Source organism: Glycomyces terrestris, assembly GCF_003933745.1.
GTDB lineage: Bacteria > Actinomycetota > Actinomycetes > Mycobacteriales > Micromonosporaceae > Glycomyces > Glycomyces terrestris.
In genome coordinates, this window is record NZ_RSEB01000004.1 from 447,091 (window position 1) to 472,005 (window position 24,915).

At 72.8% G+C, this 24,915-nt stretch carries 24 protein-coding genes and 1 pseudogene; 19 read left to right on the forward strand and 6 right to left on the reverse strand.

Annotated features, from left to right (window positions below):
• The first annotated feature begins 286 nt into the window (after window positions 1–286).
• The 11 genes from EIW28_RS16160 (at window position 287) to EIW28_RS16210 (ending at window position 10,234) form a co-directional block, all read left to right on the forward strand.
• Window positions 287–850, forward strand: a complete 564-nt coding sequence (locus EIW28_RS16160) for a winged helix-turn-helix domain-containing protein (RefSeq protein ID WP_125248731.1) — start codon at window positions 287–289, stop codon at window positions 848–850.
• 304 nt (window positions 851–1,154) lie between these two features.
• Entirely contained in the window at window positions 1,155–1,682 is a 528-nt protein-coding gene (locus EIW28_RS16165; RefSeq protein WP_125248732.1) for an NADPH-dependent FMN reductase, read from the forward strand.
• Window positions 1,679–2,176 (forward strand): flavin reductase family protein, encoded by a 498-nt coding sequence (locus tag EIW28_RS16170; protein WP_125248733.1) that lies wholly within the window; start codon window positions 1,679–1,681, stop codon window positions 2,174–2,176. The genes EIW28_RS16165 and EIW28_RS16170 overlap by 4 nt, the downstream gene beginning before the upstream one ends.
• Before the next feature lie 38 nt (window positions 2,177–2,214).
• On the forward strand, window positions 2,215–3,279 hold the full coding sequence (locus EIW28_RS16175; RefSeq protein WP_125248734.1) for an ABC transporter substrate-binding protein: 1,065 nt from the start codon (window positions 2,215–2,217) through the stop codon (window positions 3,277–3,279).
• Window positions 3,276–4,163 carry an ABC transporter permease gene (locus EIW28_RS16180; RefSeq protein WP_125248735.1) on the forward strand — a complete coding sequence of 296 codons (888 nt, stop codon included), beginning with the start codon at window positions 3,276–3,278 and terminating at the stop codon, window positions 4,161–4,163. The genes EIW28_RS16175 and EIW28_RS16180 overlap by 4 nt, the downstream gene beginning before the upstream one ends.
• Window positions 4,139–4,897 (forward strand): ABC transporter ATP-binding protein, encoded by a 759-nt coding sequence (locus EIW28_RS16185; protein WP_125248736.1) that lies wholly within the window; start codon window positions 4,139–4,141, stop codon window positions 4,895–4,897. The genes EIW28_RS16180 and EIW28_RS16185 overlap by 25 nt, the downstream gene beginning before the upstream one ends.
• A complete protein-coding gene (locus EIW28_RS16190; RefSeq protein ID WP_125248737.1) occupies window positions 4,894–6,267 on the forward strand; it encodes an LLM class flavin-dependent oxidoreductase in 1,374 nt (457 codons plus the stop codon). The genes EIW28_RS16185 and EIW28_RS16190 overlap by 4 nt, the downstream gene beginning before the upstream one ends.
• 193 nt (window positions 6,268–6,460) lie before the next feature.
• Window positions 6,461–7,567, forward strand: coding sequence for an ABC transporter substrate-binding protein (locus tag EIW28_RS16195; RefSeq protein ID WP_187350615.1), 1,107 nt, complete (start codon window positions 6,461–6,463; stop codon window positions 7,565–7,567).
• Window positions 7,564–8,355 (forward strand): ABC transporter ATP-binding protein, encoded by a 792-nt coding sequence (locus EIW28_RS16200; RefSeq protein WP_125248738.1) that lies wholly within the window; start codon window positions 7,564–7,566, stop codon window positions 8,353–8,355. The genes EIW28_RS16195 and EIW28_RS16200 overlap by 4 nt, the downstream gene beginning before the upstream one ends.
• Window positions 8,345–9,226 carry an ABC transporter permease gene (locus tag EIW28_RS16205; RefSeq protein ID WP_125248739.1) on the forward strand — a complete coding sequence of 294 codons (882 nt, stop codon included), beginning with the start codon at window positions 8,345–8,347 and terminating at the stop codon, window positions 9,224–9,226. The genes EIW28_RS16200 and EIW28_RS16205 overlap by 11 nt, the downstream gene beginning before the upstream one ends.
• Window positions 9,227–9,505: 279 nt before the next feature.
• On the forward strand, window positions 9,506–10,234 hold the full coding sequence (locus EIW28_RS16210) for an HAD family hydrolase (protein WP_125248740.1): 729 nt from the start codon (window positions 9,506–9,508) through the stop codon (window positions 10,232–10,234).
• 7 nt (window positions 10,235–10,241) lie between these two features.
• On the opposite strand, the gene EIW28_RS16215 is transcribed toward EIW28_RS16210, so the two are convergent.
• Entirely contained in the window at window positions 10,242–10,826 is a 585-nt protein-coding gene (locus tag EIW28_RS16215) for a helix-turn-helix domain-containing protein (RefSeq protein ID WP_125248741.1), read from the reverse strand.
• 81 nt (window positions 10,827–10,907) lie between these two features.
• Here EIW28_RS16215 and EIW28_RS16220 point away from each other — a divergent pair, with 81 nt between their 5' ends.
• Window positions 10,908–11,852, forward strand: a complete 945-nt coding sequence (locus EIW28_RS16220; RefSeq protein WP_125248742.1) for an NAD(P)/FAD-dependent oxidoreductase — start codon at window positions 10,908–10,910, stop codon at window positions 11,850–11,852.
• A gap of 345 nt (window positions 11,853–12,197) precedes the next feature.
• Here EIW28_RS16220 and EIW28_RS24285 read toward each other — a convergent pair whose 3' ends face one another.
• The 4 genes from EIW28_RS24285 to EIW28_RS16235 all read right to left on the reverse strand — a co-directional run bounded on the left by EIW28_RS24285 (window position 12,198) and on the right by EIW28_RS16235 (window position 14,814).
• Entirely contained in the window at window positions 12,198–12,350 is a 153-nt protein-coding gene (locus EIW28_RS24285) for a hypothetical protein (RefSeq protein WP_158630427.1), read from the reverse strand.
• A gap of 96 nt (window positions 12,351–12,446) precedes the next feature.
• Complete coding sequence (locus EIW28_RS16225) at window positions 12,447–13,142, reverse strand: CE1759 family FMN reductase (RefSeq protein ID WP_125248743.1); 696 nt, start codon at window positions 13,140–13,142, stop codon at window positions 12,447–12,449.
• Window positions 13,139–13,621, reverse strand: a complete 483-nt coding sequence (locus EIW28_RS16230) for a MarR family winged helix-turn-helix transcriptional regulator (RefSeq protein WP_125248744.1) — start codon at window positions 13,619–13,621, stop codon at window positions 13,139–13,141. The genes EIW28_RS16225 and EIW28_RS16230 overlap by 4 nt, the downstream gene beginning before the upstream one ends.
• A gap of 11 nt (window positions 13,622–13,632) precedes the next feature.
• Window positions 13,633–14,814, reverse strand: a complete 1,182-nt coding sequence (locus EIW28_RS16235) for an LLM class flavin-dependent oxidoreductase (RefSeq protein ID WP_125248745.1) — start codon at window positions 14,812–14,814, stop codon at window positions 13,633–13,635.
• A 237-nt stretch (window positions 14,815–15,051) separates the two neighbouring features.
• Here EIW28_RS16235 and EIW28_RS16240 point away from each other — a divergent pair, with 237 nt between their 5' ends.
• On the forward strand, window positions 15,052–16,107 hold the full coding sequence (locus EIW28_RS16240) for a patatin-like phospholipase family protein (RefSeq protein WP_197717311.1): 1,056 nt from the start codon (window positions 15,052–15,054) through the stop codon (window positions 16,105–16,107).
• Between the two features lie 673 nt (window positions 16,108–16,780).
• Window positions 16,781–17,179 (forward strand): annotated as a pseudogene (locus EIW28_RS25075) (protein kinase domain-containing protein); the annotation flags it as partial.
• A 1,223-nt stretch (window positions 17,180–18,402) separates the two neighbouring features.
• Here EIW28_RS25075 and EIW28_RS16250 read toward each other — a convergent pair.
• The gene (locus tag EIW28_RS16250; protein WP_125248747.1) at window positions 18,403–18,912 is read right to left on the reverse strand and encodes a GNAT family N-acetyltransferase; all 510 of its coding nucleotides are present in this window, start codon (window positions 18,910–18,912) and stop codon (window positions 18,403–18,405) included.
• A gap of 231 nt (window positions 18,913–19,143) precedes the next feature.
• Here EIW28_RS16250 and EIW28_RS16255 point away from each other — a divergent pair, with 231 nt between their 5' ends.
• The 5 genes from EIW28_RS16255 to EIW28_RS16275 all read left to right on the forward strand — a co-directional run bounded on the left by EIW28_RS16255 (window position 19,144) and on the right by EIW28_RS16275 (window position 24,884).
• The gene (locus tag EIW28_RS16255) at window positions 19,144–20,670 is read left to right on the forward strand and encodes an alpha-N-arabinofuranosidase (RefSeq protein WP_125248748.1); all 1,527 of its coding nucleotides are present in this window, start codon (window positions 19,144–19,146) and stop codon (window positions 20,668–20,670) included.
• A gap of 73 nt (window positions 20,671–20,743) precedes the next feature.
• Window positions 20,744–21,730: a LacI family DNA-binding transcriptional regulator gene (locus tag EIW28_RS16260; protein ID WP_197717312.1), complete on the forward strand. Its 987-nt coding sequence runs from the start codon at window positions 20,744–20,746 to the stop codon at window positions 21,728–21,730.
• Between the two features lie 215 nt (window positions 21,731–21,945).
• Window positions 21,946–22,989, forward strand: a complete 1,044-nt coding sequence (locus EIW28_RS16265) for an ABC transporter permease (protein WP_197717313.1) — start codon at window positions 21,946–21,948, stop codon at window positions 22,987–22,989.
• Window positions 22,990–23,031: 42 nt separating this feature from the next.
• On the forward strand, window positions 23,032–24,060 hold the full coding sequence (locus tag EIW28_RS16270; protein ID WP_125248750.1) for an ABC transporter substrate-binding protein: 1,029 nt from the start codon (window positions 23,032–23,034) through the stop codon (window positions 24,058–24,060).
• Window positions 24,057–24,884 (forward strand): ATP-binding cassette domain-containing protein, encoded by an 828-nt coding sequence (locus tag EIW28_RS16275; protein WP_232014009.1) that lies wholly within the window; start codon window positions 24,057–24,059, stop codon window positions 24,882–24,884. Before EIW28_RS16270 ends, EIW28_RS16275 begins: the two co-directional genes overlap by 4 nt.
• Window positions 24,885–24,915 lie beyond the last annotated feature (31 nt).

Consider the following 24,915-nt stretch of genomic DNA (forward strand, 5'->3'; position numbering starts at 1 on the left):
GGTGAGCTCGGTGATGCGGACCGGGAACTCGACGGCGACGGGACCTCGTCGACGACGGGAACGCGCACTTGAATCCTACTTGTTCGATAGGATATGCTGCCGAGGTGAACCGCATCAGCGAACCGGCGAGGCCGAGGTGGACCAAGCGGCGCCACATCGACTTCGCGCGTTCGGATTCCGCGCTGTGTCGCCCGGGCGACGCCGCCGCGGCCGTGCGCTGAACGAGCGCTGCCCGACGACGCTGCCCGCCCCGGAACTCCCACCGAGCACGAACGAAGGCGCAGCCATGACTCCCGTCCAGACCCGCACCCGCCCCCCGGCCCACCGCCGCTCGGGCACCGCCACGATCACCGTCACCGTCGAGATCCCCGCCGACGACCCGCGCCTGGCGCGCCGCCTCACCGCGGCGCTCGGCGTCCTGGCCCAGGGAGGCGGCCGGGTGGCCGTCTCCGGGGAAGGGGCCCCGGTGGTCCCGGCCGAGCCGGCAGCCCCCGAGCCGGCAGCCGCGCCCGCGCTCGTCATCGACGTCGCAGGGCGGGAGGTGACCATCCGCGGCGAGGCGGTCGCCCTGACCCGCTTGGAGTTCGACCTGCTCGCGTTCCTCGCGCGACACCCCGGCATGGTCCACACCCGCCCCGAGCTCCTGCGCTACGTCTGGGAGACGCCGGACACGGGCCTGCCCGGCCGCACCGTCGACGTCCACGTGCGGCGCCTGCGGGCCAAGCTCGCCGAGTTCGACGCGCTCGTCGCCACCGTCCGCGGCGTCGGCTACCGGTTCACCCGCAGCCGGGACGTGGAGTACCGGGCCGCCCCGGGATACGCCGACCTGGACCGGGTTCTCAGCATCTAAGAAATCCTAGTATTTCTATAGGAATACTGGTAGTGTTGCGGGCATGACGTCCGCCAGCCTGCTGACGCGGCGGCGCGAGATCGACCAGATGCGCGCCGCCAGCGCCCTCTGTCGCCTCCGAATGCGCTAGCCGGGACCCGCCGCACGGCCGCTCCCGACCCGCGATCCTCCACACCGGACCGTCCCGCACCGATGCCGCCGCGCTCGGGCGGGGCTCCGATTCCCCCTAGGGCCCCAGCGGCCCCGTTCCCGCACGCCCGCCTGCGGCGTGTCCTCGCACGCCACCCACACGAAGGACCGCACCGTGACCCACAGCTTCGCCGTGACCACCGTGGTCGGCAACCCGAAGCGCCTGTCGCGCACCCTGACCACCGCCGAGGCCCTGGCCGCGGCCGTCGCCGGCCCCGGGGCCGGGACCGCCTCGTTCGACCTCGCCGAGCTCTACCGGGACGGGATCGAGCCGCCGCACGGCGGCTTCGAGCACGCCCTCGACCGCATCCGCGCCGCGCAGGTGCTCGTCGTCGGCACGCCCGTCTACAAGGCCGCCTACACCGGCCTGCTCAAGCTCTTCCTCGACCAGCTCCCGCCAGCCGCGCTGGAGGGGACCGTCGCCGTCCCGGTGACGATCGCGGCCTCCGCCGAGCACCGCCACCTCGCCGACCTCCAGCTGCGGCCGGTGCTGGCCGAGCTGGGGGCGAGCCTGCCGGTCCCCTCGCTCGCCCTGCGCGAGGACGAGCTCCCCGAGCTCGACGCGCACCTGGCGAAGTGGACGGGCGCGCACCTGCCGGCCCTCGCGGCCGCCGCGCGCGCCGCCGAGGGGGCGGCGGCATGAGCACCGGCCTCCACGCGGGCGTCGAGCCCGCCGCGTTCCGGTCCCTGTTCCGCGGCCACCCCGCCGGCGTCACCGTGGTACTCGCCGACGGCGGGAACGGCCCGGCCGGGTTCACCGCCACCTCGCTCACGTCGGTCTCGATCGACCCGCCGCTGGTGTCGTTCGCGATCGCCTCGGGCTCCTCGGCCTGGCCGGCGGTCCGGGAGGCCGAGAGCCTGACCGTGAACTTCCTGTCCGCCGAGCAGCACGCCCTCGCGACCCGGTTCGCCACCAGCGGGATCGACCGCTTCAACGGCACCGCCTGGTCGCGCCTGGACACCGGCGAGCCGGTGCTGGCCGACGCGCCGGCGCACCTGCGGGCCGTCGTCACCGACCGCATCGAGGCCGGCGACCACCACATCGTCCTCGCGCTCGTGGTCGGCGCCGCCGGCGGCGGCCACGAACCGCTCGTCTACCACGCCGGCGGCTACTGCGCCGCCGCGCCCCTCGACTGACGCGACGCTCCTGCGACCTTTCCGAAAGGCCAATCCCCATGCCATCGAAGACCACCCGACGCACCCTCCTGGCGGGCGCCCCCGCCGTCGCCGCGCTGGCCCTCGCCGCCTGCTCCGAAGCGGACGGCGGGCCCGCGCTCGCCGCCGACGCCGACCTGCCGACCGCGGTCCCCGAGGGCACGAAGCTCGTCATCGGCGACCCGTCCCAGCAGCTCGCGTTCGAGCTGTCGGGGCTCGCCTCCCTGCTCACCTTCGAGGTCGAGTGGGCGAACATCTCCGGCGGGCCCAAGTCCGCCGAGGCGTTCCGCGCCAAGTCGCTCGACCTCTCGTCCGTCGCCGACATCCCGCCGATCCACACCAACTGGACGGGGCTGCCGACCCGGATCGTGGCCGCGTCCGGGCGCGTCGACCCGCTCGCCCACCCGATCTACGACCTCGGCGTCGCCCCCGGCGTCGACGTGGCGTCCATCGGGGACCTGGCCGGGAAGCGGATCGCCTACTCCCCCGGGCAGGCCCAGGGCGCGCTCATCCTGCGCGTGCTCGACGCCGCCGGGCTGGCCCAGGACGACGTGGAGCTCGTCGAGCTGCCGTCCACCGCCGACACCTACTCGAACGCGCTCGCGGGCGGGGAGGTCGACGTGGCGCCGATCGGCGGCACCCAGGTCAAGTCCTATGTGAACAAGTACGGGGCGGACGGGGCGACCACGATCCCGCACGGCCTGCGCGACGACCCGTGGGTGCTGTACGCGCCCGTCGAGGTCCTCGAGGACGCCGGCAAGGCCGCCGCGATCGCCGAGTACGTGCGCCTGTGGGGCGCGGCGAAGCTGTGGACCCGCGCCAACCGCGACGAGTGGGTCGACGCCTGGTTCGTCGAGCACGAGGGCCTGTCGGTCGAGGACGGCGAGTACCTGTTCGACCGCGAGGGCGAGCCGGACTTCCCCGAGACGTGGGACGAGACCATCGAGCGCCACCAGGAGACGATCGAGATCGTCGCCGAGGGCACCGGCAACGACGTGCTCGACGCCGAGGACCTGTACGACCGGCGCTTCGAGCCCCTCGTGGCCGAGGGCGTCGCCGCGTACGGGGACGGCGGCGCGTCATGACGGACACCGCGACGACCCGAGCGGCCGAAGCGGGGGTGACGGGGGCGGTCGTGCCTCCCGTGGACGACGAGGAGCTGGCCGCCGGGCGCGCCTCGCGCCCGCGGGGCAAGCGCCGCCTCGGTCCCGGCCGGCCGCTGCGGTTCGGGTACCTCGTCGGCCCCCTCCTGCTCCTGGGCGTGTGGGTCTGGGGCTCGGCGCAGGGCTGGATCGACCCGCGGGTGCTCACGGCCCCCTGGACCGTGGCCGCCACCGCATGGGACCTGTGGGAGTCCGGGCGCCTCGGCCCCGACCTGCTGGTCTCGGCCCGGCGCTTCGCGCTCGGGCTCGTGTTCGGCGTCCTCGCCGGGCTCGCGCTCGCGCTCGTCTCGGGGCTCAGCCGCTGGGGCGAGGCCGTCGTGGACGGGCCGGTGCAGATCAAGCGGTCCATCCCGAACCTCGCGCTGCTGCCGCTCCTGCTGCTGTGGTTCGGCATCGACGAGCGGATGAAGATCATCACGATCGCGCTCGGCGTGCTCATCCCGATCTACCTCCACACCCACAACGGGCTGCGCTCGATCGACGGGCGCTACGCCGAGCTGGCGGAGACCCTGCGCCTCAAGCCGGCCGCGTTCATCGGCCGGGTGGTCCTGCCCGGCGCGCTCCCGGGGTTCCTGCTGGGCATGCGGTTCGCCGTGACCTCGTCCTGGCTGTCCCTGGTGGTGGTCGAACAGGTGAACGCCACCAGCGGCATCGGCTACATGATGCTGCTGGCCGGCACGTACGGGCAGACCGACGTCATCATCGTCGGCCTCGTCCTGTACGCGCTCCTGGGGCTCGCCTCCGACACCGTCGTCCGCTTGATCCAAAGGAGGGCCCTGTCATGGCGCCGCACCCTGGAGGACTGACGGCCACCGCGGCCGTGCAGATCCGCGACCTCCACCGCTCCTTCACCGACGACCGGCCGGTGCTGTCCGGCCTGGACCTCACCATCGAGGCCGGCGAGTTCGTGGCCCTCCTGGGCCGGTCCGGCTCGGGCAAGTCCACGCTCCTGCGGGCCCTGGCCGGCCTCGACCAGGACGCCTCGGGCACCGGCGACGTCGTCGTGCCCGAGCAGGTCTCGGTCGTCTTCCAGGACTCGCGGCTGCTGCCGTGGCAGCGGGTCCTGCGCAACGTCGTCCTCGGCCTCGAGGGCCCCGGCGCCGTCGCGCGCGGCCGGGAGGCCCTGGCCGAGGTCGGCCTCGCCGGGCGCGAGCGGGCCTGGCCCCGGGAGCTGTCCGGCGGCGAGCAGCAGCGCGCGGCCCTGGCCCGCTCCCTGGTGCGCGAACCCGAACTGCTGCTCGCCGACGAGCCCTTCGGGGCCCTGGACGCCCTGACCCGCATCAAGATGCACGGGCTCCTGCGGGCCCTGTACGAGCGCCACCGGCCCGCCGTCCTGCTCGTCACCCACGACGTCGACGAGGCGATCGCCCTCGCCGACCGGGTGCTCGTGCTCGACCACGGCGTGGTGAAGACCGAGCGGCGCATCGACCTCGACGGCGCCCGCGACCCCTCGGACCCGCGATTCGCGGCCGTCCGCACCGAACTGCTCGCCGCCCTCGGCCTCGCCGGCGGCGCCGAGATCAAGCAGGAGGAATCATGAGCAACCCGCCGAAGCAGCTGCACCTCAACGCGTTCCTGATGAGCACCGGGCACCACGAGGCGTCCTGGCGGCTCCCCGAGTCCGACCCGTACGCGACCACCTCGATCGCGCACTACACGAAGCTCGCCCAGACCGCCGAGCGCGGCAGGCTCGACTCGATCTTCTTCGCGGACTCGCCGTCGCTGTGGGGCACGATCGGGCGCCGGCCCTCGGGGTCGCTGGAGCCGACCGTGGTCCTCGCCGCCATCGCGGCGCTCACCACGCACATCGGCCTCATCGCGACGGCCTCGACGACGTACAACGAGCCGTACAACCTGGCCCGGCGCTTCGCCTCGATCGACCACATCTCCGGCGGCCGCGTCGGCTGGAACATCGTCACCACCGCCACCCTCGACGCGGCCCGCAACTTCAACCTGGACGAGCTGCCCTCGCACGCCGCCCGGTACGCCCGGGCCGAGGAGTTCCTCCAGGTCGCCAAGAAGCTGTGGGACTCCTGGGATGACGCGGCCGTCCTGGCCGACAAGGAGGCGGGCCGCTGGGGCGACGACCGGCTGCTGTACCCCGCCGCGCACGCGGGCGAGCACTTCCAGGTCGCCGGCGCGCTCAACGTCCCCCGCTCCCCGCAGGGGCACCCGCTCCTGGTGCAGGCCGGGTCCTCCGAGGACGGCAGGGCGTTCGCCGCGGGCCACGCCGAGGCGATCTTCACCGCCTGGCAGACCCTCGAAGAGGCGCAGGCGTTCTACGCCGACGTCAAGCGCCGCGCGCGGGCGGCCGGGCGCGACCCCGACGGGGTGCTCGTCCTGCCGGGCATCGTCCCGGTCCTCGGCTCGACCGAGGCCGAGGCGCGGCTGCTGGAGGAGGAGCTCGACCGGCTCATCGTCCCCGAGTACGCCCTGGACAACCTCGCCAAGCAGCTCAAACTCGACCCGTCCGAACTGGACCTCGACCGGGAGCTGCCCGCGGCGCTGCCGACCGAGGACGAGATCGAGGGCGCCAAGAGCCGCTTCACGCTCATCGTGGACCTGGCCCGGCGCGAGCGCCTGACGGTCCGCCAGCTCATCGGCCGCCTCGGCGGCGGGCGCGGGCACCGCACCTTCGCCGGCACGCCCGAGCAGGTCGCCGACGCGATCCTCGACTGGGCCGACCACGGCGCGGCGGACGGCTTCAACATCATGCCCGCCGTCCTGCCGTCCGGCCTGGAGGCGTTCGTCGACCAGGTGGTGCCGATCCTCCAGGCCAAGGGGCGCTTCCGCACCGAGTACGAGGCGACGACGCTGCGCGGGCACTACGGACTCGCCCGGCCCGAGAACACCCGGCGCCTCGCCGCCGTCGAGTCGGCGGTCAAGGGCGTCCTCGCCCACGCCCGCTAGGGCAAAGGGGACAGAACCGTCCCGAATACCGGAACGGTCGGCGTTCGCCGAGCTAGACCGCGGTCGTCCCTCCCGCATGGCGGGACCCGGGTTGCCTCCAATTCGGAGGCGACCCTAAAATTCCCACTACATTAGTCGGAATGATCGGACTACTAGGAAATCCTCCTCCGCAATCGATCCAGAAAGTATCCCCATGAGCCCTGCCAGCCTGCGCCCCCTCAAGCGCCGCAGCGTCATCGCGGCCGCCGCCGCCGTCTCCAGCGCGAGCGCCCTGGCCGCCTGCGGCGCCGGGGAGGACGACACCTCCGAAGCCGCCGCCGCCGCCGACGCCGACAGCGCCACCGCCAGCGGCACGATCCGCCTCGGCTACTTCGGGAACGTCACCCACGCCCCCGCCCTCGTCGGCCTCGAAGCCGGCGTCTTCGCCGACACCCTGCCCGAGGCCGTCACGATCGAGGAGACCGTCTTCAACGCCGGCCCCTCCGCGATCGAGGCCCTCTTCGCCGACGCCATCGACATCTCCTACATCGGACCGAACCCCGCGATCAACGGCTGGGCCCAGTCGGGCGGCCAGGCCCTCCACATCATCGCCGGCTCCACCTCCGGCGGCGCCGGCCTCGTCGTCAAGCCCGAGATCACCGAGGTCGAGGACCTGCGCGGCAAGGCCCTCGCCACCCCGCAGCTGGGCAACACCCAGGACGTCGCGGCCCGCTACTGGCTCAAGGAGCAGGGCTTCGCGACCGACGAGAACGGCGGCGGCGACGTCTCCGTGACCCCCATCGACAACGCCGAGGTCGCCGCGGCCTTCGACGACGGCACCGTCCAGGCCGCCTGGGCCGTCGAACCGCGCTACTCGGACCTCGTCCTCAAGCACGGGGCCGTCGAGTTCCTCAACGAGCGCGAGCTGTGGGAGGGCGGCGAGTTCGTCACCACCCACGTCATCGTCTCCAAGAAGTTCCTCGACGAGCAGCCCGCGCTGGTGAAGGCGTTCCTCGAAGGCCACCTCGCGGCCCTCGACTACATCGCCGCGAACCCCGACGAGGCGCAGGCGAGGTCGAACGACCGCATCGAGGCCTTGACGGACAAGCGCCTCGACGACGCCGTCATCGCCGCGGCCTTCGAGAACCTGAGCTTCACCGCCGACCCGATCGCCGCCTCCCTCCAGGGCAGCAAGGACCACGCCGTCGAGATCGGCCTGCTCGAAGAGGTCGACCTCAAGGGCATCTACGCCCTCGACGCCCTGAACCAGGTGCTCGCCGACCGCGGCGACGCCGAAGTCTCGGCGGGTGACCTGGCATGACCCAGACCCGCACGGAGACGCGGGTCGGCGAGACCGCCCGGGCCGCCGGGGCCGTGGTGCTGACCGACGTGGTCAAGCGCTACGGCCGCGGCCCGGGCGCCGTCACGGCCCTGGACGGCGTCTCCCTCACCGTCGCGCCCGGCAGCTTCACCTGCCTGCTCGGCGCCTCCGGCTGCGGCAAGAGCACCCTGCTCTCCCTCGTGGCCGGACTCGACGACCTCTCCGGCGGCGCGATCGAGCACGTCGACCACCCGGTCGCCATGATGTTCCAGGAGTCGGCGCTGTTCCCGTGGCTCACGGTCCAGGGCAACGTCGAGATCGCCCTGCGGGTGCGCGGCGTCGGTCGGGCTGAACGACGCCGCCGCGCCCTGGAGCTGCTGGAGACCGTGCGGCTCACCGGGTTCGCGCACAAGCGGCCCCACGAGCTCTCCGGCGGCATGCGCCAGCGCGTCGCGCTCGCGCGCGCCCTCGCGCAGGACGCGTCGGTGCTGCTCATGGACGAGCCGTTCGGCGCGCTCGACGCGATGACCCGCGACCTCCTCCACGACGAGCTCGAGCGGATCTGGCGCGAGCAGGGCCTGACGGTCCTGTTCGTGACCCACAACGTGCGCGAGGCGGTGCGCCTGGGCGACCAGGTGGTGCTGCTGAGCTCGCGGCCGGGCCGGGTGCTCGAGGTGTACGACGTGGGGCTGGAGCGGCCGCGGCGGATCGACTCGGCGCCGGTGGCGGCGCTGGCCGCGCGCATCACCGACGCGCTGCGCGAGGAGGTGGGCCGCCATGCCGGCTGAGACCGTCGACGCGGGGACCTCCCGCGACCTGGTGTCGGGGCTCGACGCGCTGGAGCGGACGCCGATCACCGAGACCCGGTGGGGCCGGTTCGCGTCGCGGCTGTGGGCCGGGACGTGGCCGAAGGTCCTGGCGCTGGCGCTGGTGATCGGGGCGTGGCAGGCGCTGTTCCTCAGCGGCTGGAAGGACCCGTGGGTGCTGCCGTCGCCGCTGGCGGTGTGGGAGGACCTGGCGGCGTACGCGGCGACGCCGGACTACGCGCAGGCCGTCCTCATCACGATGCAGCGGGCGCTGACCGGGTTCGCGCTGTCGGTGGTGGTGGGTTCGGTGCTGGGCATCGCGGTGGCGCGGTTCAAGCCGCTGCGGGCGGCGATCGGCTCGCTCATCACCGGGCTCCAGACGATGCCGTCGATCATGTGGTTCCCGCTGGCGATCCTGCTGTTCAAGATCTCGGAGTCGGCGATCCTGTTCGTGGTGGTGCTGGGGGCGGTCCCGTCGATCGCGAACGGCATCATCTCGGGGATCGACTACGTGCCGCCGGCGTGGCGGCGGGTGGGCGCGGTCCTGGGCATGCAGGGCTTCCAGTTGTACCGGCACGTGATCCTGCCGGCGACGCTGCCCTCGTTCGTGTCGGGCCTCAAGCAGGGGTGGGCGTTCGCGTGGCGCTCGCTCATGGCCGGGGAGCTGCTGGTGATCGTGGCGGGGCAGGGCTCGATCGGCGCGCTCATGCAGGGGGCGCGGGAGTTCAACGACTCGGCGCGGGTGCTCACGTGGATCATCACGGTCCTGGTGATCGGCATCCTGGTCGACACGGCGTTCAAGGCGGCCGACGACCGCATCCGCAGGACGTGGGGCCTGGCGGCGGACCGCTAGACCCCCTGGCCGTGCGCAGTCTCCCCCGGCGGGTGTCCGCACCTTCCCCGCCGGGGGGCCTCGGCCGCCCCCGGGCGCCGCTCCGCAGACTCCGGGGCCGGGTTCCCGATCAGCTCGCGGGAACCCGGCCCCGGCCCCGCCGAGGTGAACGGGGGCCGAAGGGCCGGCGACGATCGTGTGAGGTGCGGCCTGGGAGGTGGTTCGGGCCGCGGCGGGGCGGTTACGGTTGCGGCGGGCGCGAGGAGGCGCCGCCATGCCCGCGCGATCGGAAGGCCCGCCGTGATCTACAACCTCTTCGACTCCGTCGCCGCCTACCGGCCCACCGAGGCCGAGCAGGCCGGGCCCGTGCCGCCGGTCGAGGCGGTCCTGTTCGACTTCAGCAACACCATCTTCAAGCTCATCGACGTCCCCACCTGGCTGCGCCGGGTCGCGGACGCCACCGGGCGGCCGCTCGACGCGGAGGTCCTGGAGAAGACCGCCGAGCAGCTGTACGAGACGTACCGCATCCCCGAGGTCGCGGCCGCGCAGATCGGGCGCGACGAGTCCGCCGCGCAGCACCGGACCGCGCTGTTCGCGTGGTTCGAGCGGGTCGACTACCTCCAGGGCGTCGAGGAGGCCGCGTACGGCCTCATCGCCGCCCCCGACGCGTGGGTGCCGTACCCCGACACCGAGCCGCTCCTGCGCGAGCTGCGCCGCCGCGGGATCAAGACCGGGATCGTCTCCGACTTCCCGTGGGACGTGGGCGTCCACATGGCGCACTTCGGGCTGGAGGACCTCGTCGACGTGCGGGTCGTGTCGTACCAGTACGGGACCGAGAAGCCGGACCCGGTGCTGTTCCGGGCCGCGTGCGAGCAGCTCGGCGCCGACCCGCGCGCGACGCTCATGGTCGGCGACAACCCCGTGAAGGACGGCGGCGCCGCGGCCTCGGGCCTGCGCGCGTACATCCTGCCGGGCGAGCCGCGCACGGGCGAGCGCGGGCTCGCGCACGTCCTCGGGTTCCTCGACTAGCGCGCCGCTAGGGCTTCTTGGGCTTGGCTCGCAGGTGGGCGCGCTCGCCCTGGGCGCCGAAGAGGCTGAGGAACTCCACGGACTCCTCGCCGGCGCGCCCGAACCAGTGCGGGGTGCGGGTGTCGAACTCGGCGGCCTCGCCGGGCTTCATCACGAAGTCGTGCTCCCCCAGGACGACCCGCAGCCGTCCGTTGAGGACGTACATCCACTCGTAGCCCTCGTGCACCTGCGGGTCGGGCTCGGTCGGCGCGCCCGCGGGGATGATGAGCTTGTACGCCTGGATGCCGCCGGGCCGGCGGGTGAGCGGCAGGTGGACCATGCCGTGGCGCACGACCGGGCGCAGGTGGATGCGCGGGTCGCCGGTCGGCGGGGCGTCCACGAGCTCGTCGAGCGTGACGCCGTGGGCGCGCGCGAGGGGCAGGAGCAGTTCGAGCGTGGGCCGCCGCGCCCCCGACTCGAGGCGCGAGAGGGTGCTCACGGAGATGCCCGTGAGCGCGGCGAGGTCGGCGAGGGTCGCCTCGCGCTCCTTGCGGAGGGCGCGCAGGCGCGGGCCGACCGCGTCGAGGGCCTTCGTGAAGGCGTCGTCGTCCATGCCGACTATTTTGCCAGACCGGCAAGAAAGCTTGCGGGTTTCGCGGGTCCTGTTCTACGGTTCGGTCCGGAGGTGGTCGAAGTGACCGATGAACTGAGGGACAGGTACGACGTCGTGGTGATCGGCGGGGGCGCGGCCGGGCTGAACGGCGCGCTCATGCTCGGGCGGGCCCGCCGGTCGGTGGCCGTGATCGACGCGGGCGAGCCGCGGAACGCGCCCGCGGACGGCGTCCACGGGCTGCTGGGCCGCGAGGGCGTGCCGCCGGGCGAGCTGCTCGCGGCCGGGCGCGCGGAGGTGCGCGCGTACGGCGGGCACGTCGTGGAGGGCCGGGTCGCGAAGGCGCTCAAGCGGGACCGCGAGTTCGTCGTCGCGCTCGAGGACGGCCGCGAGGTCGTTGCGCGGCGTCTGCTCGTCGCCGCGGGCGTCGTCGACCGGCTGCCGGAGATCCCCGGGCTGGCCGAACGCTGGGGCAAGGACGTCGTGCACTGCCCGTACTGCCACGGCTGGGAGCACCGCGACCAGGCGATCGGCGTGATCGGCAGCGGCCCGATGAGCGCGCACCAGGCGCTGCTGTTCCGGCAGTGGACCGACGACCTGGTGTTCTTCACCCACACCGCGCCGGAGCTGTCCGCCGAGGACCGCGAGAAGTTCGCCGCGCGCGGCATCCGCGTCGTGGAGGGCCGCATCGCCGCGATCGAGGCGGACGGCGCCCGGATGGAGGACGGCCGGCTCGTCGAGCGCCGGGCGTTCGCGACCGCGACCCGCATGGAGGCCCGGGCCGGGTTCCTCGCCGGTCTCGGCCTGGAGGTCGCCGAGCACCCCTCGGGCGCGGGCGAGCACGTCCCGGCCGACCAGTTCGGGAAGACCGCGGTGCCGGGCGTGTGGGCCGCGGGGAACGTGACCGACCTGATGGCCCAGGTGGGGCCCGCCGCGGTCGCGGGGGCGATGGCCGGGGCGATGATCAACGCCGACCTCATCGAGGCGGAGACGGCCGAGGCCGTCGAGGTGCACCGGCTGGGCGCGTAAGGTGGTGCGGCGGCCGCGCGGCCGCCGCACTTCGATCCATTTCAGAGCTTGACGGCGGGGCGGTCGCATTCCCTTGCCGCGCATGGCCGGTGGCGGGCCGGGCCCGACCAGGCCATGGTCGTTGAAGGGCATGGTCGTTCAAGGGCACGGTCGTTCAAGGGCACGGTCGTTGAAGGGCATGGTCGTTCAAGGGCATGGTCGTTCAAGGGCACGGTCGTTCAAGGGCACGGTCGTTCAAGGGCACGGTCGTTCAAGGGCACGGTCGTTCAAGGGCACAGTCTTCTGAGGGCTCGGTTCAAGGGCACGGTCGTGGGGCGACTCCCGACGGGTGCGGCGGCGGGCCGTTCAGCGCCGCGGTTCGCCGTCCTCGGGACCGAAGGCGAAGTCGCCTCCGGTCGGGTCCTCGGCGACGACCTGGACGGTCTCGATGACCTCGGCGGGGTCGTCGTGCGGGTAGACGACGTACTCGCCGGTGCTGATCATGTCGCGGTCGCTCATGACGGCGCCCTTTCGATCGGAGGGGTCCGCCTCCACTGTAGCCGCGATGCCGGGACGGCCCCGGTCCGCGATCGCGGGCCGGGGCCGTCCGGGCGTCTACTCGGGGCGCTTCGGCTTGAGGGCCGAGCCGCCGGTGGCGAGGCGCATCAGGTCGGAGGACAGGTCGATGTCGAGCTCCGTCCCGCCCGCCGAGCCGTACTCGTGCTGGTAGGACTTCCACGACTCCGAGCGCACCTGGTCGGCGAAGCCGGACTCCATGAGCAGGAGCAGCTCGATCGCGGCGCGGCCGATCCGCTCGCCCAGCTCCGCGGCGTTCCAGTCCTCGGTGGCGGCGAAGACCGAGGTCGGCACCGTCATCGTCCGCAGGTAGGCGAACAGCGACCGCATCTGCTCGTCGACGACGAGCGCGTGCCGTGCCGTGCCCGCCGTCGCGGCCAGGACCACCGGCTTGGCGATGAGCAGGTCGTTGTCGAGGACGTGGAAGAACGAGCTGAACAGCCCGCTCGGCGCGGCCTTGTACACGGGGGCGCTGGCGACGATCCCGTCGGCGCGGCCGAGGACCTCGATCGCGCGGGTCATCTTGGGGCCCATGAGCTGCGAGACGATCGCGGTGGTGATCTCACCGGCGAGCTCGCGCAGGTCGATCACGTCGATCGCGACGGCCCCGCCGCGCTCCTGGGCGAGCGCGGCGACGCGCGAGGCGATGCGGTCGGCGAGCATCCGCGTCGAGGACGGGTCGCTGGTGCCGGCGCTGACGACGGCGAGCCGGAACGGCTCCTTCGGGGTGGTCACAGCACGGCCTCCTTTCGGGTCCGGTGGGTCTGCTGGGCCGGGGTCGCGGCCCCGGCGAGCTTGCGGCCGATTGATTCGAGCTGGCGCATCTCCTCGTCGGTGAGGACGTCGGCGACCGCGCGCGCCACGTCGACGGCGTGGCGGCCGCCGACCGAGCGCTGCGCCTCGCGCCCGGCCGCGGTGAGGCCCAGGCGCAGGCCGCGCCCGTCCTCGGGGTCGGGGGTCCGCTCGACCAGGCCGCGCTCGGCGAGCCGCTCGACCAGCCGCGAGAGCGCGGGCTGGCTGAGCAGGACGCCGCGGCCCAGCTCGAACAGGCGGATCGGGCCGTCGTGCTTGGACAGCGTGTAGAGCACGTCGTACTCGCGCATCGACAGCTGGTCCCAGATCGGCTCGGCCGCGAACCGCTTCATGAGGGAGGCGTGGGCGGTCAGCAGCGACTCCCAGGCGTCGTTCGCGAGCCGGCTCCGTGAACGGGGCATCGGTCCTCCTCCTAGATCTCCGGGTACTCGGCGGCGGGCGCCGAGTCCTGGTAGGGGGAGGCGCCGGTGACGTTGTCGCCGCGGTTGGCGTTCGGGCGCGGCTGGCGGGCCGGGCCGTCGCCGTACTTGGCCTTGACCAGTCCGGCGTGCGTCGGGGCGTCGGCCGACTCGGGGTCGCGGCGGGAGGCGAGCTCCTTGCGCAGCACCGGGACGACCTCGCCGCCGAGCAGCTCCAGCTGGTCCAGGACCATGCCGAGCGGCATGCCGGCGTGGTCGATGAGGAACATCTGGCGCTGGTAGTCGCCGAAGGCGTCGTGGAAGGTCAGGGTCTTGTCGATGACCTCCTGCGGGCTGCCGACGGTCAGCGGCGTGCCCTGCGTGAACTCCTCCAGGGTCGGGCCGTGGCCGTAGACGGGCGCCTCGTCGAAGTAGGGCCGGAACTCCTTGACCGCGTCCTGGGAGCGCTTGGCGATGTACGCCTGGCCGCCGACGCCCACGATCGCCTGCTTGCGGGTGCCGTGGCCGTAGTGCTCGAAGCGCTGGCGGTAGAAGTCGATGAGGCGCTTGGAGTGCGAGGTGGGCCAGAAGATGTGGTTGGCGAAGTAGCCGTTGCCGTAGAACGCGGCCTGCTCGGCGATCTCGGGCGTGCGGATCGAGCCGTGCCACACGAACGGCGGCACGTCGTCGAGCGGGCGCGGCGTCGAGGTGAAGCCCTGGAGCGGGGTGCGGAACTGGCCCTCCCAGTCCACGACGTCCTCGCGCCACAGCTTGTGCAGGAGGTTGTAGTTCTCCAGCGCGAGCGGCAGGCCCTGGCGGATGTCCTGGCCGAACCACGGGTAGACCGGCGCGGTGTTGCCGCGGCCGAGCATGAGGTCCATGCGGCCCTTGGCGAGGTGCTGGAGCATGGCGTACTCCTCGGCGATGCGCACCGGGTCGTTCGTGGTGATCAGCGTGGTCGCCGTGGTGAGGATGAGCCGCTCGGTGAGCGCGGCGATGTGCGCCAGGAGCGTGGTCGGCGAGGAGGAGAAGAACGGCGGGTTGTGGTGCTCGCCGATGGCGAAGACGTCGAGGCCGACCTCTTCGGCCTTGACCGCGATCTTGACGATCGCCTCGATCCGCTCGGCCTCGCTCGGGGTCTCGCCCGAGATCGGGTCGCGCGTGATGTCACTGACTGAGAAGACACCGAACTGCATCGGATTCCCTGCTCTCCCCGCCGCGGCGGGCTTGAAGTTCATGCGTTTGCATCTACCTTAACGGGGCGGGCCCGGGGTCTATTCCGGTTCCCCGAACCGAGTCGCGCCTCACACCGGCGGTGGGCGGGCGGTGACGCGGCGGTGACGGATCGGTGCCCGGATTGCGTACCCTCGGAAGGACACTGCCGCGATCGGTCGATTCGGCGGCGCCGTCCGCTCCACCCCCCGGAGGCCCACTTGCACGATCTGTACTCCCCCGACCGCGACCGCTACTGGAACGACGACCACCCCGTCCTCGACCTCGTCCGCTCCCGCAGGAAGGGCGGGAAGGGGCCCGGCGCGCACGGCGACGGGCACAAGCTCGGGCTCGCCGTCGAGGGCGGCGGCATGCGCGGCGTCGTCTCCGCCGCGATGCTCACGGCCCTGGACGACCTGGGGCTGCGCGACGTCTTCGACAGCGTCTACAGCTGCTCGTCAGGCTCGGTCAACGCCGCGTACTTCGCGGGCGGGGAGACCTGGTACCCCCTCACCATCTACTTCGACGACCTCGCCACCAAGCAGTTCGTCGACATGCGCCGCTTCGCCTCGCGCCGCGGCATCCTCAACCTCGACTACGTCTTCGAGCGGGTCCTCGAGACCGTCAAGCCGCTCGACTACGACGGCATCCTCGCCGGCGCGGCCGGGTTCCACGTCGCGGTGACCCTCGTCGACGAGCTGCGCACCGAGAGCGTGGGCGACTTCCGCGACCGGGACGACCTGCGCAGCGCCCTGCGCGCCTCGTGCTGGCTGCCGGTCGCCGTCCCCGGCGCGGGCGAGTTCCGGGGCCGGCGCGCCGTCGACGGCGGCGTCCTCACCGCGCACCCCTACCTCCTGGCCCTCGCCGACGGCTGCACCCACGTGCTGTCGCTGAGCACCAAGCCGATGCGGGCGCCCGGCCGGCCCTCGCCGGGGCGGCGCCTCTCCGCGTTCTACATGGAGCGCATCAGGAAAGGGCTCGGCAAGGGCTACCTGGCGTCCCTCGACCGGTACCGGGTGCAGCGCCGCCGACTCCAGGAGTGGATGACCGAGCCCGGCAACGGCCCGTTCGTGCTCGACCTGGCGCCGCTGCCGTGGATGCCGGAGGTGCGCCGCCACGAGATGTCGCTGGGAGCGCTGCTCACGGCCGCCCGGCAGTCGCACGCGATCATGCACGCCGCCGTGAACGGCGTCCCGGCCTCCCGGCTGCGCGACGGATCCTTCGCGTCCCTGCCGCGCTTCGTCACCGTGGACGGAGGCGTCCGTGCCGACCACTGAGGAGCTCACCGCGGCCCTGGCGGCCGTCGCCGGGGACGGCGAGCCCGCCGCGGCCGCCGTCCTCGCCGGCTGGGGCGCGGACGAGTGGCGGGAGGTCCTCCTCGACCTCCCGCTCGACGAGTTCGGGTACCACAACCGGTACCACATCGAGCAGCGCGCCGAGATCGAGCGGCTCTGGGCCTGGTGGATCCGCGAGGACGACGGCCCCTGCCCGCCGGAGGCCGCCGGGTACCTCGGGTTCTACCTGCTCACGATCACCGCGCTCCACTGCTCCGAGCAGGCCCGGTTCCACGGGCGGACGGCCGTGCGGTTCCGAGCGCCCGGCGGGCGCGTCCGCGCCGCCGACCTCTCGGCGGACCTCGTGCGGGACCAGCGCGTGCGCGAGGCCGTCAAGGAGCTCTACGACCCGCGGTACGGGGCCGAGCCGGCGAGCGCGGAGACCCGCGCCGAGTGGGACAAGATCGACTTCGGCTCGCTGCGGTTCCACCGCCACGGGACCACCTCGGTCATCCTGCACGGCAGGAGCGCCCGGCCGCGCGACAGCCGCAAGCCCGAGTTCGCGCTCAAGTGCCTCGTCTACCCGTACCAGCAGCAGCCCCCGATCGCCGCCGCCGCCCGGGCGTACGCGTCGCGGTTCAGCGCGTTCCTCTCCGACGACGACCCCCTCGTCGGGGTGTGGGCCAGCCACGACGGCTGGATCCTCATGGACTACCTCGAAGGCGACACGCTCGCCGACCGGCTCCGGTCGCGGCCGCGACCGAAGGCGAACCCGCGCAAGGCCGCGATCCGGCCGATCGACATCGCCGAGCTCGACGTCCTCGGCAGCGCGCTCCTGCTCGCGCTCGCCGACCTGGAGCGGCTCGGGTACCGGCACGAGGACCTGACGCCCTCGAACATCATCGTCAAGGAGTCCGGCACGGGCGTGCGCGTCCGCTTCATCGACCTGGGCGTCAACCACCTCCACGCACGGACGCTGCCGGGCGAGGCGCCCGGCGAGGCGGCGTACGTCGCCCCCGAGGTGCGCCAGGGCGGGCGCGGCGGCGAGGAGGCCCACCTGTACTCGCTCGGCCGGCTCCTGCTGGCGATCGGCGGCGCCGAGCTCAACCCGGACGGCAGCCTGCCCGACCACTCCTACGTGCTCTCGACGGGCATGGCCCGGCTGCTCGAGGACCTCGTCGACCGCGACCCGGCGCGCCGCCTCCTGGTGACCCCGATCCAGGAGTACGAGGACCCGGCGGAGGCGCGCGCCCACAACCGCATCGACCAGATCCGCGAGCTGTTCCAGCGCGAGATGGAGGTCATCCGCGAGTCCGCGCGGCTGGAGCCGCAGGGCGCGTTCGAGCGGTTCCGGAACCTGCTGCCGGGCTCGGGGACCGTGGCCCGGCAGGGCCGGATCATGCGGGTGCGCCGCCGCCAGGCCGAGGAGCTGCGGAAGCGGGGGAAGGCCGCGGACGGTCCGCGGCTGGTCAAGGCCCAGCGGCTGCACCGGTGGGCCTGGGCGGCCGCGTTCGTCCTGTGGGGGACGCTCGCGGTGGTCGTCACCTGGTGGGTGGAGGACTTCGGCATCGGCTGGCAGGCGAAGTGGATCGAGATGGTGAACATCGCGGTCGCCCAGAGCGGCCTCGACGTCGACTTCTTCGCCGCGATGCGCATGGACGGCTACGACATGCCCGATCCGCTGGGGAACCTGCCGGCGCGGCTGGTCGGGTTCTCGTTCGCGCTGGTGAACGCCCGGTTGTACCTGAACCTGTTCGCGGAGATCTCGCCGCTGTCGCCGCTGCGGCGGCGCGGCCGGCAGCGGTTCCTCACGGCCGCGACGGAGTTCGGGCTCCGGTCGATGGCGATCCTGCCGTCCCTGTGCGTGCTCCTGCCGACGCTCGTCCAGGGCGACTGGTGGCCGCTGGCGACACAGATCGGCCTGGTGTGGACCGCGGTCGTGTTCACCGTGTTCATCGCGTTCGAGCGGGACACGCACCGGCGGGCGCGGCGGGCCGGCCTGTCGACGGTGCCCGAGGGCGAGTTCCCGCCCGGGCGGCTCGCCCGGTGGCGGCCCACGCTCCTGGTGTACTGCGTCCCGGTGCTGGTCATCGGCACGCTCATCATGCTCGACCTGGTGCAGGACGAGCTGGTGTACGCGTGCTTCGTGTCGCTGATCAACCTGTCGATCTACTACTTCAAGAGCGCGGGCGCCGACGCGCCGCGGGTGCGCACGGAGCTGTCGCGGGCGTTCCTGGCGGCCGAGCGGCTCGACCACCTGGAGGCGCGCCGGCGGGCCGCGCTCGGGTCCCGGAAGGGTCAGGCGAGGGGGCGGCGCATGCAGACCCGGGGCCAGCGGTCGATGCCGTGGGCGGCCTCGCGGTCGACCACGGCCCGCAGCCCCGGCGTGAGCGCGGCCTCGGGGAGCGGCGCGAAGCCCAAGCGGGCGTAGTAGGGCGCGTTCCACGGGACCTCGGCGAACGTGGTCAGGGTGAGCGCGTCCAGGCCGTCGGCGGCGGCGCAGGCGGCGGCGTGGTCGATGAGGCGGCGGCCGACGCCGCGCCGGGCCCAGTCGGGGTGGACCGAGACCTGCTCGATGTGGAGGGCGCCGTCGATCGGTTCGGCGATGAGGTAGGCGGCGGGCGCGCCGCGGTCGTCGGCGGCGGCCCAGGCGAGGCCGGTGCGGCGGTAGTCGTCGAGCTCCTTGAGGGTGAGCGGCTCGTCGTCGGCGATCGCCTCCATGCCGACGGTGCGGAAGCACTCGCCCGCGGCGCGCTCGATGTCCTGGAGCAGAGGGAGGTCGGCTTCGGTCACAACCCTGATGCGCATGGGGCCAGTGTGCGCCGGAGGGGGCCGCCGCGGCAAGCCGGTTCGCCTCGCGGCGTCGAACTCGGAGGCCATTCCGAGGGGGCGGTTCGGTTCACGACTGTACGTCGCGGCGTCCCGCTCGCGGGGACGGGAAATTCCGTTGGAGCGGACTCTTGACACGGCGGCGCGGGGACCCGGTAGAGTGAAGCAACTTTACCGATAAATACCCACGCCGCTTCCAGGAAGGCACCGATGAGCAGCACCGTCAACGCCGTGGTCAACCTCGACCTCGAGGGCCCCGTCATCAACCGCCACGTGTACGGCCACTTCGCCGAGCACCTCGGCCGCTGCATCTACGGCGGCTTCTACGTCGGCGAGGACTCCGACATTCCCAACGAGGGCGGCATCCGCCTCGACGTGGTCGAGGCCCTGCGGGCGCTCGACATCCCCAACCTGCGCTGGCCCGGCGGCTGCTTCGCCGACGAGTACCACTGGCGCGACGGCATCGGCCCCAAGGAGGACCGGCCGGCCATGGTGAACACCCACTGGGGCGGGGTCGAGGAGAACAACCACTTCGGCACCCACGAGTTCATGGCGCTGTGCGAGCTGCTCGGCACCGAGCCGTACATCTCCGGCAACGTCGGCTCCGGCACCGTCCAGGAGATGAGCGAGTGGGTCGAGTACCTCACCCGCGACGGCGACTCCCCCGCCGTGCGCGAGCGCAAGGCCAACGGCCGCGAGGAGCCCTGGAAGGTCAAGTTCTGGGGCCTGGGCAACGAGACCTGGGGCTGCGGCGGCAACATGTCCGCCGAGCAGTACGCCCTCGAGGCCCGCCGCTACGCGACCTACTGCCGCGACTACGGCGACAACAAGCTGTACCGGATCGCCGCCGGCGCCTCCGACTTCAGCTACGCGTGGACCGAGACGCTCATGAAGCAGCTCTCGCACCTCGGCTGCCAGCGCGTCGAGCGCCCCCTGTACCAGGCGGTCTCGGTGCACTACTACACGATCGCGGGCACCTGGGACGACAAGGGCTCGGCGACCGAGTTCACCGCCGAGGAGTACTACACGACGATGGCGAAGGCCGCGCGCACCGACGAGCTGCTCACCGGCCACGCGAACGTGATGGACCTGTACGACCCGAAGAAGGAGATCGGGATCGTGCTCGACGAGTGGGGCACGTGGTGGAACGTGGAGCCGGGCACGAACCCCGGGTTCCTGTACCAGCAGAACACGATGCGCGACGCGCTCGTGGCGAGCCTCCACTTCGACATCTTCCACCGGCACGCCGACCGGCTCGTGATGGCGAACATCGCGCAGACGGTGAACGTGCTCCAGGCGATGATCCTGACCGACCCGGACTCGGGCGCGCTGGTGCTCACCCCGACCTACCACGTGTTCCGGATGAACAAGGGCCACCAGGACGCCGCGAGCCTCCAGGTGCACGTCGTGGGCGACGCGCCGGTCAAGGACGTGGACGGCGCGGCGCTGTCGACGGTCTCGGTCTCGGCCTCCCGCAAGGACGGGCGCCTGCTGGTGTCGCTGTCGAACCTGGACGCCGACGAGGCCGTGGACGTGTCGATCGACCTGCGCGGCGGCTCGGTCGCGGGTCTGGAGTCGGAGATCCTCACCGCGGGGGCGCTCCACGCGCACAACACCCCCGAGCAGCCCGAGGCGGTCGCCCCGCGCGCCCACGACGGGGCCCGGATCGAGGGCGGCCGCCTGCTGGTGCACCTGCCCGCGCACTCCTTCGCGACCGTGGCCGGGGACGTGGCGTAGTCGTGCGCTCGCACTAAGGTGAGAGCATAGGAGGATCGTCGGATCCCGAAAGGCGGTACCCGAGATGGTGACGATGAGCGACGTGGCGCGCCTGGCCGGCGTGTCGAAGATGACCGTGTCCAACGTGGTCAACAACCGGGCCGGGGTCTCCGAACCCGTCCGGCTGCGCGTGCTCGACGCCATCCAGCAGTCCGGGTACCGCCTGAACGTCAACGCCCGCACGCTCAAGGCCGGGCGCACCGGGGTGATCGGCCTCGCGGTGCCCGGCGTCGACCAGCCGTACTTCGGGATGCTCGGGGCGCTGGTCATCGAGGCGGCGCGGGCCCGGGGCTTCCACGTGGCGATCGAGCAGACCGGCGGCAGCGACACCGGCGAGGTCGAGGCGGTCGCGCACTCGCACAAGCTCCAGTTCGACGGGCTGATCCTGAGCGCGGTCGTGCTCGACCCGCGCGAGCAGGGGCACTCGTGGGGCGACTTCCCGATCGTCATGCTCGGGGAGCGCGACTTCGGGGCCAGCATCGACCACGTCGGGATGGCGAACGAGGCGGGCACGCGGGCGGCCACGGAGCATCTGATCGCCCAGGGCTGCACCAGGATCGCGAACGTCACGGGCTGGACCCTGGAGGGCGTCCACGTGGTCTCGCGCCGCTACCAGGGCTATGTGGACGGCCTCGCGGCCCATGGCATCGAGGTGGACACGTCGCTGGTGGCCCTGTCGGGCATGGGCATGGAGGACGGCCGCCGCGCCGTCCGCCGCCTCCACGCCTCGGGCGTGCCGTTCGACGGGGTCGTGGCGGTCACGGACACGGTGGCGCGGGGCGTCATCCGGGGCCTGGCCGACCTGGGCCTGCGCGTCCCCGAGGACGTGCGGGTCATCGGATTCGACGACGTCCCCGAGTCGGCCTACACCACCCCGGCGCTGTCCTCGGTCGCCCCGGACCACCGCTGGATGGCCGAGAAGGCGGTGTCCCTCATCGCCTCCCGCATGGAGGACCCCTCGCGCCCGCCGGAGGAGCACACGGCCCCCTTCGAGCTGAAGATCCGCGAGTCGACCGCCTGAGCGGACGGCTCGTCGTCGGCGATCCCGTCACCGGGCGCGGCCGGCCCGACCCCGGATGGTCTGATGTATGGCGCCGGGAGAACAATGCATTGGCGGGCATCAATCCCTTGTCTCGGCGAATACCCATATGAAATGATGACGGCTGCACGTCAACACATCTGATCTTTGACTCCGCTCCCCTGGGGCTCCGAGGTCAGGAGGAGGCAGCGTTGCCCGTGAGTCGTTCCCCCCGCCCCGATCCGTCCGCGACCGCCGCGACCGCCGTCGAGTCGGTCACCGGGGCGCGCGACCGGTTCCGCGAGTCGCTGCGGGAGCACCTCTCCTCCGCCGTCTCCGAGTTCACCGCGGCGACCGCGCTCATCGTGCTGTTCGTCGCCCTCAGCCTCGCCAGCCCGCACTTCCTCACCGCCGACAACCTGTTCAACATCGGGTCGCAGACGGCGGTCATCGCGATCATCGCGGTGGCGCAGACGATGATCATCATCACCAAGGGGATCGACCTGTCGGTTGGCGCCGTCGCCGCGCTGGCCGGGGTCGTCGGCGCGATCGTCGTCCGCGACCTCGGGTTCACGGTGTGGGAGGCGACGGCCGTCGCCGTCGGGGTGGGCGCGTCGGCGGGACTGGTCAACGGACTGCTCATCGCGGGCGCGCGGCTGCCGCCGTTCATCGCCACCCTCGGCATGATGTCGGCCGGGCGCGGGCTGGTCTTCATCATCACCGGCGCGGTCGGCGTCTACAGCCTGCCGGAGTCGTTCCAGCTGCTCGGCAACGGCGAGATCGCCGGAGTCCCCTTCGCCGTCGCAGTAACGGCGGCCGTCGCGCTCGGATCGGCGTTCCTGCTCTCGCAGACCCGCTTCGGCCAGTACGTCTACGCGATGGGCTCCAACATGGAGGCGGCCCGCCGCTCGGGGATCGCCGTCCGCCGACACCTCACCGCGGTCTACGTGCTCGCCGGCGCGCTCGTCGGGCTCGGCGGCATGGTCGCGGCCTCGCGCGTCAACTCGGGCCAGCCGAACTACGGGATCGGCCTCGAACTCGACGTCATCGCCGCGGCGGTCATCGGCGGCGCCAGCCTGTTCGGCGGGCAGGGCCGGATCGCGGGGACCCTCATCGGCGCGTTCCTCATCGCCGTGGTGCGCAACGGCTCCGTGCTCCTGGACATCAGCATCCACTACCAGCAGGTCATCGTCGGCCTCATCATCTGGGCCGCCGTCTACTTCGACCAGTTCCGGCGGCGGCGCCTCGAAGCCCGCGGGTGAGACCCCGCCGCCGACCACCGCTCACGACGGAAGGACAAGGCCATGGCCATCGACTCGAGGACCCGCAGCGGTCTCGCCGTACTCGCGGCGCTGGCGGCCCTGACCGCCGGCGCCTGCGTGGAGGTCCGGGACGACTCCGGCGGCGGAGACGGCGGCACGGTGGACGGACCGCTCGAGATCGCCGTGGTCCCCAAAGCGGTCGGCCACGAGTTCTGGAGCACCGTGCGGGCCGGGGCCGAGTGCGCCGCCGAACTCGCCGGAGACGTCACCGTCGAATGGGACGGCGTCAGCGCGGAGACCGACGTGGAGGGGCAGGTCAACCTCATCCAGAACTTCGTGACCCAGGAGGTGGACGGCATCGTCTACGCCGCCACCGATGCCGCGGCGCTGGCCCCGGCCACGCAGCACGCGCTCGACGCCGGCGTCCCGGTCGCCATGATCGACTCGGGCACCGACCCGCAGCCCGACGAGGTCCCGCTGTACGCCACCGACAACCGCGCCGGAGCCGTCGAGGCCGCGAACCTCCTGGCGCAGGCCCTCGGCGAAGGCGAGCACGACGTGGCGCTCATCGAGTTCCAGCCCGGCTCGCAGACGAACACCGAACGGGTAGAGGGCTTCACCGAGGGCCTCGCCCAGCACGGCAACCTGAACCTGGTCGGGCAGCAGCCCAGCCACAGCGACGTCAACGAGGCCCGCCGGGTCACCGAGGACATCCTCACCGCCAACCCCGACCTGGCCGGCATCTTCGCCGCCAACGAGCCGAGCGTCCTCGGCGCGGCCCAGGCCGTCGAGGCCGCCGGGAAGTCCGGCGAGGTCGTCATCATCGGCTGGGACGCCGCCCCGGACGAGATCGCCGGCCTACGCGACGGCCAGATCGCCGCGCTGGTGGTGCAGAACCCGTTCCGGATGGGCTTCTTCGGGGTCCAGAACATGGTCGAGCATCTCCGCGAAGGCACGCCGATGACGTCGGCCGACACGGGCGTCACCTTCGTGACCCGGGAGAACATCGACTCGGAGGAGGTCCAGGCCGTGCTCGAGCCCAGCTGCGACAACCCGCCGGTCGGCCAGTGAGCGCCGGCCGCGGCCGCACCTCCCGCGGTCCGGGGCGCGGCGACGGGGCGCCCCCGGTGCTGGAGGCGCGCGGGATCGTGAAGCGCTTCGGCCATGTCGAAGCGCTCCGCGGCGCGGACTTCGCCGTCCACCGCGGCGAGGTGGTGGCGCTGATCGGCGACAACGGCGCCGGGAAGAGCACGCTGATCAAGGTGCTCTCGGGGGCCCAGCCGCAGGACGGGGGCGAGATCCTGGTCGACGGGCGCCCGCAGCGCTTCGGGTCCCCACTGGACGCCCGGCGGGCGGGCGTGGAGACCGTGTACCAGGACCTCGCGGTCGCCGACGACCTCAGCGTCGCCGCGAACCTCTACCTCGGCCGCGAGATCAGGCGCCGCGGCCTCCCGGGCCGGCTCGGCCTGCTCGACAAGCGGGCGATGCGCCGCGGCGCCGCCGCGGCGCTGGAGCAGCTCGGGGTGCGGGTCCCGCGCGTCACCACCCCGATCGCCATGCTGTCGGGCGGACAGCGGCAGAGCGTCGCCGTGGCGCGGGCCGTCGTGTGGGCGACGAGCGTGGTGATCCTCGACGAGCCGACCGCGGCGCTCGGCGTGGTCCAGACCGCGCGGGTGCTGGAGGTCATCGAACGCGCCCGGGACGCCGGCAGGTCGGTCGTGCTGGTCAGCCACAACATGCCGCAGGTCCTGGAGGTCGCCGACCGCGTCGAGGTCATGCGCCTGGGCCGGCGCACCGCCCGCTTCCGGGCGGCCGACGTCACCACCGACGACCTGGTCGCGGCCATGACCGGGGCGCTCGCCACCGAACCGGAGGACGCGGCGGACCTCCACTGAGGACGCCGGACGCCGCCCGGGCGGCCATGAC

Excerpts from the sequence above, each read along its gene's own strand:
- EIW28_RS16160 (WP_125248731.1), top strand. The coding sequence starts at position 287 with ATGACTCCCGTCCAGACCCGCACCCGCCCCCCGGCCCACCGCCGCTCG.
- EIW28_RS16170 (WP_125248733.1), top strand. The coding sequence starts at position 1,679 with ATGAGCACCGGCCTCCACGCGGGCGTCGAGCCCGCCGCGTTCCGGTCC.
- EIW28_RS16175 (WP_125248734.1), top strand. The coding sequence starts at position 2,215 with ATGCCATCGAAGACCACCCGACGCACCCTCCTGGCGGGCGCCCCCGCC.
- EIW28_RS16180 (WP_125248735.1), top strand. The coding sequence starts at position 3,276 with ATGACGGACACCGCGACGACCCGAGCGGCCGAAGCGGGGGTGACGGGG.
- EIW28_RS16185 (WP_125248736.1), top strand. The coding sequence starts at position 4,139 with ATGGCGCCGCACCCTGGAGGACTGACGGCCACCGCGGCCGTGCAGATC.
- EIW28_RS16190 (WP_125248737.1), top strand. The coding sequence starts at position 4,894 with ATGAGCAACCCGCCGAAGCAGCTGCACCTCAACGCGTTCCTGATGAGC.
- EIW28_RS16195 (WP_187350615.1), top strand. The coding sequence starts at position 6,461 with ATGAGCCCTGCCAGCCTGCGCCCCCTCAAGCGCCGCAGCGTCATCGCG.
- EIW28_RS16200 (WP_125248738.1), top strand. The coding sequence starts at position 7,564 with ATGACCCAGACCCGCACGGAGACGCGGGTCGGCGAGACCGCCCGGGCC.
- EIW28_RS16205 (WP_125248739.1), top strand. The coding sequence starts at position 8,345 with ATGCCGGCTGAGACCGTCGACGCGGGGACCTCCCGCGACCTGGTGTCG.
- EIW28_RS16215 (WP_125248741.1), bottom strand. The coding sequence starts at position 10,826 with ATGGACGACGACGCCTTCACGAAGGCCCTCGACGCGGTCGGCCCGCGC.
- EIW28_RS24285 (WP_158630427.1), bottom strand. The coding sequence starts at position 12,350 with ATGAGCGACCGCGACATGATCAGCACCGGCGAGTACGTCGTCTACCCG.
- EIW28_RS16230 (WP_125248744.1), bottom strand. The coding sequence starts at position 13,621 with ATGCCCCGTTCACGGAGCCGGCTCGCGAACGACGCCTGGGAGTCGCTG.
- EIW28_RS16235 (WP_125248745.1), bottom strand. The coding sequence starts at position 14,814 with ATGCAGTTCGGTGTCTTCTCAGTCAGTGACATCACGCGCGACCCGATC.
- EIW28_RS16250 (WP_125248747.1), bottom strand. The coding sequence starts at position 18,912 with ATGCGCATCAGGGTTGTGACCGAAGCCGACCTCCCTCTGCTCCAGGAC.
- EIW28_RS16255 (WP_125248748.1), top strand. The coding sequence starts at position 19,144 with ATGAGCAGCACCGTCAACGCCGTGGTCAACCTCGACCTCGAGGGCCCC.
- EIW28_RS16260 (WP_197717312.1), top strand. The coding sequence starts at position 20,744 with ATGAGCGACGTGGCGCGCCTGGCCGGCGTGTCGAAGATGACCGTGTCC.
- EIW28_RS16270 (WP_125248750.1), top strand. The coding sequence starts at position 23,032 with ATGGCCATCGACTCGAGGACCCGCAGCGGTCTCGCCGTACTCGCGGCG.